The 11,340-nt window shown below is 59.4% G+C and carries 15 protein-coding genes and 1 pseudogene; 1 reads left to right on the forward strand and 15 read right to left on the reverse strand.

Going from position 1 to position 11,340, the window contains the following annotated elements:
• Positions 1-111: 111 nt before the first annotated feature.
• The 15 genes and pseudogenes from GOEFS_RS19090 to GOEFS_RS19160 all read right to left on the reverse strand — a co-directional run bounded on the left by GOEFS_RS19090 (position 112) and on the right by GOEFS_RS19160 (position 10,667).
• Positions 112-567 (reverse strand): hypothetical protein, encoded by a 456-nt coding sequence (locus GOEFS_RS19090; protein WP_007319591.1) that lies wholly within the window; start codon positions 565-567, stop codon positions 112-114.
• Between the two features lie 68 nt (positions 568-635).
• Positions 636-1,016, reverse strand: coding sequence for a DUF3846 domain-containing protein (locus GOEFS_RS19095; protein ID WP_007319592.1), 381 nt, complete (start codon positions 1,014-1,016; stop codon positions 636-638).
• A 123-nt stretch (positions 1,017-1,139) separates the two neighbouring features.
• A complete protein-coding gene (locus GOEFS_RS19100) occupies positions 1,140-1,466 on the reverse strand; it encodes a hypothetical protein (RefSeq protein ID WP_007319593.1) in 327 nt (108 codons plus the stop codon).
• Positions 1,453-1,725 (reverse strand): hypothetical protein, encoded by a 273-nt coding sequence (locus GOEFS_RS19105; protein ID WP_040525614.1) that lies wholly within the window; start codon positions 1,723-1,725, stop codon positions 1,453-1,455. Before GOEFS_RS19105 ends, GOEFS_RS19100 begins: the two co-directional genes overlap by 14 nt.
• Entirely contained in the window at positions 1,722-2,279 is a 558-nt protein-coding gene (locus GOEFS_RS19110) for a hypothetical protein (RefSeq protein ID WP_007319595.1), read from the reverse strand. Before GOEFS_RS19110 ends, GOEFS_RS19105 begins: the two co-directional genes overlap by 4 nt.
• A gap of 150 nt (positions 2,280-2,429) precedes the next feature.
• Positions 2,430-3,284: a phosphoadenosine phosphosulfate reductase family protein gene (locus tag GOEFS_RS19115; RefSeq protein ID WP_007319596.1), complete on the reverse strand. Its 855-nt coding sequence runs from the start codon at positions 3,282-3,284 to the stop codon at positions 2,430-2,432.
• A gap of 322 nt (positions 3,285-3,606) precedes the next feature.
• The gene (locus GOEFS_RS19120; RefSeq protein ID WP_007319598.1) at positions 3,607-4,611 is read right to left on the reverse strand and encodes a hypothetical protein; all 1,005 of its coding nucleotides are present in this window, start codon (positions 4,609-4,611) and stop codon (positions 3,607-3,609) included.
• Positions 4,612-4,617: 6 nt separating this feature from the next.
• Entirely contained in the window at positions 4,618-5,307 is a 690-nt protein-coding gene (locus tag GOEFS_RS19125; RefSeq protein ID WP_211600681.1) for a helix-turn-helix domain-containing protein, read from the reverse strand.
• 120 nt (positions 5,308-5,427) lie between these two features.
• Positions 5,428-6,144 (reverse strand): Csf3-related protein, encoded by a 717-nt coding sequence (locus GOEFS_RS19130; protein WP_007319600.1) that lies wholly within the window; start codon positions 6,142-6,144, stop codon positions 5,428-5,430.
• A 388-nt stretch (positions 6,145-6,532) separates the two neighbouring features.
• A complete protein-coding gene (locus tag GOEFS_RS22975; RefSeq protein WP_245549910.1) occupies positions 6,533-7,630 on the reverse strand; it encodes a Ros/MucR family transcriptional regulator in 1,098 nt (365 codons plus the stop codon).
• Between the two features lie 219 nt (positions 7,631-7,849).
• A pseudogene (locus GOEFS_RS23985) lies at positions 7,850-8,782 on the reverse strand (MucR family transcriptional regulator); the annotation flags it as partial.
• 371 nt (positions 8,783-9,153) lie between these two features.
• Positions 9,154-9,453 (reverse strand): hypothetical protein, encoded by a 300-nt coding sequence (locus tag GOEFS_RS19145; protein WP_007319603.1) that lies wholly within the window; start codon positions 9,451-9,453, stop codon positions 9,154-9,156.
• 288 nt (positions 9,454-9,741) lie between these two features.
• On the reverse strand, positions 9,742-10,074 hold the full coding sequence (locus GOEFS_RS19150; protein WP_007319604.1) for a hypothetical protein: 333 nt from the start codon (positions 10,072-10,074) through the stop codon (positions 9,742-9,744).
• A gap of 45 nt (positions 10,075-10,119) precedes the next feature.
• Positions 10,120-10,353 (reverse strand): hypothetical protein, encoded by a 234-nt coding sequence (locus GOEFS_RS19155; RefSeq protein WP_007319605.1) that lies wholly within the window; start codon positions 10,351-10,353, stop codon positions 10,120-10,122.
• A 2-nt stretch (positions 10,354-10,355) separates the two neighbouring features.
• Entirely contained in the window at positions 10,356-10,667 is a 312-nt protein-coding gene (locus tag GOEFS_RS19160; protein WP_007319606.1) for a hypothetical protein, read from the reverse strand.
• Positions 10,668-11,148: 481 nt separating this feature from the next.
• Between GOEFS_RS19160 and GOEFS_RS19170 the strand changes: the two genes are divergently transcribed.
• The coding region (locus tag GOEFS_RS19170; protein ID WP_040525625.1) for a hypothetical protein at positions 11,149-11,340 on the forward strand (192 nt) is incomplete at its 3' end.

The raw sequence follows: 11,340 nt of genomic DNA on the forward strand, positions 1-11,340 counted from the left end.
TCCGCTCACGGACCAAGCCGCACCCACGGCCTACGGTTGGGGGCAGCAACCTCCAAAAGAAAACTGCCCCCAACCGATCACACCCACCGCGCACTACGACGCACGCGAATACTACGACGCACGCGAATACTCAGCCACCCGAAACTCCCGAATAGCATCACTCGACACATCCTCAAGAAGATCGACAATCATCTGGTGGTCGATACGGTCAGCCAAATCGTCCGCGAACTGTTCATCTCGCGGCACATCTCCCACAGTCAGCGGCACCGCCACACTCACAATCACTGTCACGTCCATATCGTTGGTGCGGCCTTCCCAGCCGTAACTCTCGCAGAACGCCTCGAACTGATGGCACAGATCGTTGTCATCGGCCCATTCCCGCGCCGCCGCATTCCGCTCGATGTCCTCGTTGCGCAACCTCGCAACGGTCTCCTGCGCCTGTACCCGTAGCTCACGCTCACGGGCGATCTGACTCTCCAATTCGCGGGCACGCTCAACCGGGACCCACTCACCCACCGTTTCAGCACTCAATGCACCGGTAGGGGTCACGTTATCGATAACCGTCATTTGTTCGTACCTTTCATTTCCCTGGGCAGACCCTTATGTCTCGCCCAGACGCTTTGTAAGACCACGCTTTACTGCGCCACCTGGAACCGCTCAATGACGCACTGCGCAGCGACGAAGGCTCCCACCCGTCTCAACCAACCGGCAAGCGTTGTCGCTTGATCGCGGTTCAATGAGACCGTGGTTCCTGCACTGTCGCACCCGGCAAAAACCACCGGCCCCCAATACACCGGCTGTCCTCCCATCGAGGCCAGCAATCGCGACGCCACCCGATTAACCGGCTCGGCGTGCATCGCATTATCTCCTCCCCACATATCGATTCCGGCTTCCATAGACACGACGTCGATCAGACCGCCGACAGCGCTTTGCAATTCACTCAGCGATTCGCCCGCCTTCGCCTCAATGATCGAGCAATCACCAGTTACTCCGACACGAACCATCACCACAGTCATTTGAGAAATTCCTACTCTTGAGAACCCCCGGCAGACCCTTATGTCTCGCCGGAACTAACACCACCATAGCCCCACCCCCTGACAACCAACACCCAAGCGACACAACACAATAACCCGCACCCGTCAGTCTTCGTGCATGACCTCGTAGTCGTAATGCCCTGGTTCGCTTGCCTGTTCCCAATCGAGCCCGACCAGATCGCACAGATGCCGTAAATCATTGAGCAAATCCGACATCACTGTCGAAACCGATTCCTGCTCATAGGTACCCACGCGCTTCGCGTAGGGAATCAGCGCTACCGCCGCAAACGACGCCCGCACCCCGTTGTCCACCAATTGATCCTCAACAGTGATTCGAGGCGGTATACCGGCCAGCAGCGTTTCGAGTTCCCTGCAACCCGCGTCGGCCGAACCCTGCGCAGTAAGCCGAAATGGCCAATCAGACGATGACATAAGTCATCCCCTCTTCCTCTATGAACTGGCTTTGATCGTGGCGAGCGAACGCGGCCCGCACAACGTCGCGAGCCTCAGACGGCACACCGGCCAACATCTCAGCCTGAGCTTCAACCCATTCATCCCGAGTCCACCCCCGGCCAGGATCAATTGTGACTGTAGTGGCCTCAACCTCGTGACCATCGACAAAAACCGTCGCAGACACATCGCCGTCAGGGTCACGCTCCATCACGACAAACACCCCGCTATCGCCGCTCACAGCGGCGACTTCGCATAGCGGCAAGCGACAACTCTGCCGTGGTGCAGACCATCGCACTGTTCCGGCGGAATGAACATCCGCTCAGCAACTTGTGAAAAGCGGCGAGCGTCAATCTCGGCGGCATCGATGCTAACCGCACTCAATGCCTCGTAATGCACTCCATCATCGCTGACAGGTGGCATGCCCGCCGTTTCCCATAGCCGAAAGTACAACCCAAGCCCGACGTGACTCAGCGGCGCGTTCAAACTCGTCGCACACAGCGCCAGAAGGACTTCCGCAGTCGTACCCAACCGAGTATCTTCACCCGACACAAGCCGCTCTAGCAGCTCCCGCGCATAACTCCGATACAAATTCTCTTGCCGCCCAACCCCGTTCCGAGGCCGCACAAACCCAAAAGCATGAAACAGAACATCAGCGTGCTCCGGCCATCGCTCAGCGGCACAACGGATCTCATCTTCGGCCCACTCCACCACCAATAGCCCCGACATCACAGACGACTCAACGCCTCGGAGAAGTTGCGACAGATCTAACCCACCATCAGCCTTAGCATTCACGGCGATACCTTCCGATTAGCCCGGCAGACCCTTATGTCTCGCCGGAACTAAAACCACCATAACCCCACCCCCTGACAACCAACAACCAAGCGACACAACACAATAACCCACTCTTACCTCATACCGGGCACGGTATGAGGTAAGAGTGGGTTAGAGGTAGTCAGTGAGGGTTGGCAGCGCTTCGGTGAGACCTGCGAACAGCGCCGGCCAGCCGTGGGCGAGTCGCCGCACTTGGCCGGCATCGAGATGTCGGGGGTCGATCATGGCATCGACTCGCAGGTCCTTCCCCGTGGCGCCGAGAGCAGATAGTTTGCTGTACACCGGGTTGGGCTCGATATTTCGTGCCGCGAGGTATTCCCACACCGCGGCGTCTTGCCAGTTCCAGATCGGGCTGTAGCTGCTGGTGCCATCACTGCGACGCACGATGCCACCATGGTCATCATCGTTGCGTGCAAGTTGCGTGCGATGTAGGCGCCGGCGGCCGACTGACTCGGCTGACCGAACACCCCAGAGATTGAGGTCACCGAAAACGGCATGTGCTCGACGGGCAGGGGCTGTGATCATCGCGGCCCGCATGTCGATTCCCAAGTCTTGCGTGGGTCGCGATCGATCGAAGTCGCCGGCGGCGACTAAAGCCGTCAGCAGGTCCGGTCGGGTGGGCACAACATGCAAATTCAGTCCCCACCGATCTGCCATCTCAGCGAGATATGTGCGCGTCTCGGGATAGTCCAGGCCGCAGTCATAGAAGACCACGGGAATGTTCGGGTCGACACGACGAGCAAGGTCAACAACTACGGTGCTATCTTTGCCGCCTGACCACGCTACCCATCCTTGCCCATCGCAGTATTCTTCGATGCGTGCCAGCAGATGTGCATGATCGATCCGTGTACCGCGAATACCTTGCAGCACAGTGAGATCCAAACCTTTGTCGACCTGAGGAATCATCGTGTCGGGGGTGGGCCGCCCGAGACCGTCACGTGACTGACTGACACCCCATAAAGCCATGCGGCATACTGCCGTACACGAGTAGCCATATCAGAGGGCGCACCTGTGATTTGTCCTGTCCACCAACGATATTCATCGTCAACACGGTGATAGATCGGAGGCGTCGCGGTGTCGCTGTGTATCGTCTGGTGCTGAGTCCGGGCCTGTTCGGCTAATGCGAGAAGAGTGGGTGCGGTGAAACTGGCGGTGCTACGCGCAACTCGCAGAGTGAATTGCCCCGCCGCCGAGTCCTCACCGAGTGGGCGAAAGCGGTTGACGCCGTGACGGATATCGTCATGCACCACAAGCGGATCAGTTCCCGTCATGCCGCTTCTCTTAGTTGTCATCGCACAGTGCCTCTTTCTTGTGCAGCTGCTCGCGCAGCGCGTTCGGCGCGTTGTTCCCGAAAAACACGCCGCCCAGTTACTGGCGGCTGGTAATCGGGTGAGCGGGGCGAGTCGGTTAACTGAACGACCAAGGTCGAGTCAAGACCTCGCCGAGTGCGGTAGTCAGCGTGTGGATCAATGCCCGTTACCTGCAAGGCCATTCCACGTGGCAGGACATGGCTGGTGTCATCGAGTGAGTCCGAACGGCCAAGATACATTCCGCGAGTCGTCTCTATCTCCACGATCACTGTCGCTGACTCTGCCCCCTGGTCTCGTCGGCGCTCGACGGCAGCCGCTGCCTCATGCAAAGTGTGTGAACACATCGTGTACTGGTCGAACGAAATCCGGGCACCGCGCTGCAATGTCGCCGGCACATCGTCGCGACTGGCCACCGCGGTATCCGTGGGCAGCTCGATGACCGCGTAGACCACGTGGCCACGCCCATTATCGGCCTCATAAGCTTGGATTAGTCGGTCCATTCGCTGGACTGACGCCCGATCCGGTGCGCTGAGGTGTTGCGCATTGCCCGTCGACGCACGCAGTGCGGAATTCACGTCTGTCCAGCGCCCTGGGTCTGAGATTGTCCGCTGCATCTCCCGCACCTGCGAGCGTGGCGCGGACCCCACAACGCGCCGTTTGGCTGCCGACCGGGCTTTACGCTGCCGCGACGACAGCCCAGCACGCAGCGCACCGGCCGCAGGTAGTCGCCGCCGTTTGCGATCGCCCTCAACAGACGACAGGTCGCGGGGGAACGCTCGATCGCGATCTCGTGCTGCCCGAGTTAATGCTGTGGTTCCGTCCAGGATTCGGTCAGCCAGTTCGGCGTCGATCCGCGCCTGTTCCATGCCGTCGTAGAACTTCTCAGCGACTACCCCGGCAGCCTTAACACCGGCCTCATCAACAGTGCCCGCTTCGGGGTCGATGACCCCGAAACCGGTGAATGCAGTGCGTGTGGAACTCATAAAAGATCAGCTGGGCATGTAAACGAGATCGGCGCCGGCGCTCACCGCAGCACGCGCGGCACACACCTGATGTGTTACCAACGGGAGATCACTGTGCTGCGGCCAGTGAGCGCCCATGTGGGCGTCGGTGGTACACACGCGCACAGTCGGATCATCCGGGTCGACAAGGTCCGCCAACTCCTGCACGTGAACGATGGCTTCAGCGGCAATATCAGCCACCTGACTAAGAACCGCTTCCGGCGCCGGCCGCGATCCGAGAAGCCAAAACTCCCCCGCACGGCGGCGGATGTCGAAGTACTTCAATACCTGCTCTAGGCCCATCCCCAATGCCGCTGCCACGCACAGCATCCACGCCTGGCGATCTTCCTCGCCGTCGAGGCGGCGTACCACTTGCGCATCGGGCACCGCCAATGCCGCTCGTCCGGCGCACACTCGATGCACCCGAACCGAGGTGATTGCCCCTCCGGTCGCAACTTTGACGGCGTCATCCGTGCTGAACGTGACGATCCTGCCTGACCTGCTACCTTCTTCGATTAGTCGCACAGTCTCTAGTGCTGCCGCGCCGACGACCTCAGTCAGCACAGTCAGCACCTTGGCTGCCACGTTGGGCACCGACCGTCGGCCGGATTCCCATTCGGCAAGCGCGGCACTATCGGTCCCCGCAGCCTGCGCCAACTCCACCTCCGACAAGCCCACAGACAGGCGCGTACACCGTCCCATAGCAGAGGTATATCTCTGTCTCACAAGCACTTTCCCCTCGCATTCTCTGTAGGCAGACCCTGATGTCTCGCCTATCTCTAACCCCACTCTACGTCTCTATTCTCCGGGAAGATACGCGTCAACATGACGACTCGGATGGGCGTAGGGAGCGCGCACCCCAAAACGAGCCCGACCACCATGACGCAAGTCCGCCAATTGATCCTTCACACATTCCGGTGCAGCTGATCGGCCCAGAAGTCGCGGTTCATGCATATGCCCCGCACACCACTCATCCAGGCCAGGCATTTCCCGCACCGTCCACTCACTGACGCGCCCCTCACCACTATTACGGTGTTTGCCGATCGCCGGCACCTCGCCCAGCAATAGCCGCAACCGATCTGGATCACCTACCGCCCACCACGTCGCCGCCGTACTCACTGACGCTAACGCGGGAACAACACGCTTGCGGTAATGGCCGCGCGAATCGTGCACACCTTTAGGGATCTCTGCCGAGAGTCGTTGCAATGCAGCATGATCCGTGCGGCGGGTGCGTATTCGCGGGTCGAGGCCCGCCGGCGAATCTAGCCGGCCGAAGGTGCATTGCCAATGCCACACACTCGACAACGTGCAGCGCGCCAACGGCAAGTCCATATCCGGAGGAGACCCGGCAGCCGGGTCATAGGTAAGCACCTCGCCCCGAAGCGCGGCCTCCGCTTTACATCGCCGCCAGATCACCGCTGCCAGAATCCCATCGAGACTCGGCCCCCACGGTCGCCCCGAACTCATTCCATGCGGCAACTCAGCACGCACCTGTACTACCACTTGTCGATTCATCGATCGCGACGACTACTGGCCGCGTTCCCAGAGAAAGAAATCGTTCACCTCACTCATCGAGCGGCCGCATCGCGGGCATGTCTCGCGATCTCTATTTATCGGGTTGACGCATCCAGGACACACAAACCTATTACGGACGGTGTCTTCATCGTGGGGTTCCATTCGGAGGCTCCTCCCTGTCAATTTGTGTTTTGCTCTTCGATCATTGTTGCCTACCTCGTCTCAAATCGAGGGCGTGATTGATTCATGCTTCACCTCGTGTGCTGTTCACGGTAGACCCCTCTCGTCGGTGGCTAGCCACCACTCTATCTGCCAACTTGATAGTCGGCAAAGTCGCATGGTATGACCGCGTGGGGCAAACCTAGTCGAGAGTTATCCAGACGTGGACTCAATCGCCTGCCATCAACTTCCGAGCGGCAGGTAAGTTGTGTCGGTCCCGGTAGGAGTCTGCGCTCAGTTTTGTCCCGGTGTCGTCACGGTGGATGGTCACGTGGCGGTTGAGGCTACGGAACCAAAGTCCGCACTCGTGACATTGCACCCGTGTGCCGTCATCAGCCAGGTGACCTGAGTGGCTGTCTCGGAATTCGGCCGTAGCAGGCCATCCCGATTCCTCTTGAGTTTTTGAAAGCAGTGCCCATATGTGTCGCTTTCCGACGTTGAGTAGTTCGGCAAGTTCGTAGTGACCTATATGTGTTCGGGCTGCATAGGCAACTGCGGCTTCCCACGAGTCAAACCCCGCAACTTCTAGCCGCTTATGCCACATCTCATTTCGCCACTGCGCCGAGCCGCGCAGTTGCACTTCCGGCGACAACTGATGTTTCTCTCGGTAGAGATCTGTGGTGAGCGCGGTGCCGTCAACGCCTGTATGGACGGAGATGTGCTGGTCAAGCATGGGGAACCACAGTCCGCACTCGTGGCATTGTTGTCGTTCTCCGTCATCTTCGAGGTGTCCGGAGCGACTTGAAATAAGATGTGCCGTCGCAGCGTATGGGTCTAAGCGGCTGGCGTTGTGAAGGCGTGCCAAAACTGTTTCACTTTTCACGCCGATCAGGTCGCCGATTTCAATGGTTCCGACATGATTTTCGATTGCCCATCGCAGAAGGGCGGTCGCATCGCGGAATCCGGCCTCCACAATTTTGTCGTGCGTGTTGTTGTAGTGCCACATTTCTCGCCGGGATTGCAGTCCGGCTTCCCTCAGCGCCGCGCGCCGATCTTCGCCGGTGAGCCGCCATCGCGGATCGAGGGAGTCGAGTGTTGTCGCGACGTCCTGGGCAAACCCCGACACGCTCTCCCTATGGCGAATATCCGCAAACCACCTCGACAGTTCTTCGGTGACAGTCAGAAGAGTTCCATGCGCGGCGAGATGCTTAGCCACCCGCTCTAGTCGCCGCTGGGTCGGCGTTTGCAAATGCACGCCACTGCCTGCGGCGGCTCTGGCGACGTCATCACTATTAGCCGCTCCGAGTTTGCGAGCGATCGACGCCAAACTGGCGTCATTGGCGTTGGCCCAACTAATTGCGTCCTGCCATGTCTCCCACCCTGCTGCGTGTAATCGCTGCTGCCATAGCGTGGCTGCGGTTTCCTCGAATGGAACCAGCGCTGCCCCAGGTTCCACTGGGCCGGTCCCCGCCAGTCCTCGGCGGTCAGCGCGGCCCGCGCGCTCTGCGAGGGCGTACCTCTGTAGCGCGTAGGCTCTGTGCTGAATTCGCTGCGCCTCGCCGACTAGGGCCGTCCGTGACGGAAGTCCCCACTGTTCGCGGTACTCAGCAGCGGTGATCCCGTGTGTATCTCTGATGTGGGTAGCCAGACCGACAAACCATTCGCCACACTCGTGACATTGCAAGCGGGTGCCATCAGATCCCAGGCGTCCAGGCACCGATTTCCCAGTCATTGGGAGGTTCCCACGATCGCTCGCCGGCGGAAGGTGATCTGTTCGGCGTTGGGGAACTCCGGGAAGTGGACCTAACCGGCGCGTTGGAATTCCTGCGGAAGCTAGCCATTCCACGACTGTGGTGCGAGGCAGATCGAGGTGACTGGCACACATCGCCACTGGCCATTGCTGACGGTCATAGTATTCGGCCAGCCACGCGCTTCGTGACTCGAAACCCGCCGCTACGATGCGCTCGTCCGCCCGTCGCCGGTTAGCGAGTCGCGCATCTTCCTGCGAGCGTTCTTCCGAGTTCCTTAACGTGGTTGATATTTCTTCGCGGTGCAGAACTTCAATTAGTGTGTTTATCTCACGTTGTGCCTCTAACGGAAGTTCTCTTAGAGAGAGCGCTAGACGCAGATAATGTGGTCGATAATCGATACGGGCGTCAAGCACACGATCTCGCATTACCCAATCAGCGCGCCGAACATGGTAATTGATTGTGAAAAAGCTCAAGTCAATCTCGGCCGCAGCCGCGATCGCAACTATCGCACTGAAACCTGGTTGGATGACGTTCCCACGGCGGAGTTGACTCAGGTACGATTCGCCAATAAAGGGGGCTCGCCTAGTGATTTCGCTAGCCCGGATCGGTCCGCCCCTTCGGCCCGGAGCGTGCGCGAACACTGCCGTGAGCAAATCAGAGAATGCTAGAACAACGGCATTTTCGCCGCAATCTCCGACCTCCGAAACACTCAGGTCTTCGCTCACCATCGACCCTCCATCGCCCAAATCCCCCCATTATTCTCTCAGGTTGGCGACCTCGGACACCCAGCCGTCTGTCATTTGACTCGACTTCCGCGGACGGGATAAATAGCCGTAATACTGGTTGTATCCGACGAGCGGATGACGGACACACCTGTAGCGCTCTGATGAATTTGCAGCCGAAACTGGGCTCGATACTCCTGATCACGCAGGCCCTTCCACCAGTGCGCCATCCTCGCCTCGGCTGGCCAGTAGGTGCGTGGGCTACAATTCATCCAAATGGACACTGCCGTGATGACGGCTGATATTCCTATCACTACCACGAGGGCAATCTGAATCATCGGAGTCTCCTTGTGCTGGTTAGCTTTACGTTTCATGGATCAGTCGGCGAGTACGCCGACGTCGAACCCCTGGGGGATCTGCCAGTAGCCGGCACCTTCGGTGTCGAGGGTGTAGGCGAGGGAGAGCTTGTAGGTCCACACAGTGCCGTCGTGTGTAAGGTCTGCATATTTCTCGCCGTCGACCTGGCGGTGCTCGATCCGCGGGTCTGCCCCTGTCCAGTGCGATACCGCGATCACTGCGGGCGGCGGACCAGAGGGGAGCGGTGTGGGCGGTTCGGTGAACACTCCGTGCTGGCACCGGTAGGTCCGGGCAGCAGTGTCAATCACCTCAACGTGCACCGGAATTCTCCTTGTCTCGTACGTTCAGTGGACCAGTTGCCATTGCTCGAAACCGTCTTTGTGCTGCTTCGATCTACGAATGTTGGACTTCATTTCCACGGCCATCTGTAGCCAGCACGCAGAGCCCGGCTCTTACAGGCGCGGTCGTTGGTACAGACGACATCTCCGTGGGCGCCCTCGGCAGACTCTGCCTCGCGATAGCCACGAGTGCCCCACCGTCCGCAGATTGCGCAACATCTGTTCCTCATCCGAATTTCCTTGTCTCGGTAGGTCGTACATTTATTGGACTCAGTTCGCGGTGCCTGTGCCGGCCTTCTGGTGGAAAATTGGCATCGCGGCCAGAAGGACTCGATCGAGGTAGACGATGAGCCACGCGGCCGCGGCGACGCACGCAGCAAGCAGCAGACGAATCACCGGTGTCGATCCACTCGCTACGATCCCGAATCCGATGCTCAGCAGAGGTGCGACCACGATGGCCGCGAAAAGCCCGGCCATCACTGAAACGAACATCGGCACGCCCTTGCCAAAGACGAATCCCGCGATCCGCGCGCCGACCCCGAACACGCTCAGTCCTAGAGCCACGAGGAGCAGCGAGGTCGGCAGTCCAATAACTAGATCCATTGCGAATTTCCTTGTCTCGGTAGGTCGTACCTTTGGCGGACGCTGCTATTCCGCCGCAGTGCTGCGGTTGGATCGGGTTACGGAAACCAGCCAGCCCAGTCGGCTTGGGCGGGGTCCGGCGGGCCAGTTCACTGTGACGACGTCGCCCTCGATGGCCAGAAGTTCACCTTCGATGCCGCTCCAGGTTTCTCGCACCGTGTCGCCGACTTTCAGTTGTTTGTCGCTCTCCCTCATCTCGCTCAGCACTCCTGGGTTCGGGACGTTCCCGTTACTGGACATATCTAGTCTCCTTCTCTTGGGCGTACAAATTCGACGTAGGGACTGTCGTCAGGTGAACGATCAGTTCCCAGTTTCCCCTCCGACCATCGTTGTCGATTTTCGTCCCACGACCAGGTCGCGCCGCTGCGGCCCCGCCATGCTCGGTCTCGGTGCTCTGTAAGTAGCGCGTCGGCTACGGTGACATTGCATTCGGCCAGCAATTTGCGAGCGGTACGCTCATCAGCTGTTCCCGGACGCGCAGTCCGCAACATGTTGCGAGCGAATGCGATCACGCCGTTCACGTTCGGGGTTAGGTCGATGACTTGCTTGGTCAAGTTCTTCTCCTTCATCTCGGTGGCTAGCCACCACCACGGTACTCGCTCACTTGATAGGTGGCAAGCCACCGTGGCAGACTGGTTCTATGCCGTCTAAGCATCGTTATCCGGCGATCACGCCGCGACCTGATCCCCAGTTGCGGGAGCGGGCTAAACTCGCTGTCGCTGAGGTGGACTCGAATTTGAATCGCCACGTGATCGACTTTTTGCGTTGGTTGGTGCGTGACACCGACGAGTTGCCAGCTCGGCCATCAGTACGCATGCCGGATTGAGGCACCTTCTCTGGACATCTGTGCCGGACAAGCAAAACGGAGTTGCACCTTGTTTGCCTTGCGGCGCAACAACATACCCATTCCCTTCCTTATGACAGGGTTGAGAGGATTCTGATCGCGGCATCACGATTTTGAACAGTTGATGATCGCCAATCGCACTCAGGGTCTGGTGTACCGGCAGTGATAGCGCAGGCTACATCTGCCCGAACGTGCCCGTAGCCGGCGGCGCGGCGACCGCCGAGGTGGCCGGCGGCAGCGAAGGCGGCGAGAATTTCGTCCAGGAACGCGTATTCCATCGAGGTGGCGTAGGTGAGTCGAATCTGACCTCGCAGATGTGTGCCGGCGGCGAGAGTTTCGACGTCGAGGCGGATTGGGCTGTAGGCATCCTGGGTTGGCGCGGC

This window comes from Gordonia effusa NBRC 100432 (assembly GCF_000241305.1).
GTDB classification, from domain to species: domain Bacteria; phylum Actinomycetota; class Actinomycetes; order Mycobacteriales; family Mycobacteriaceae; genus Gordonia; species Gordonia effusa.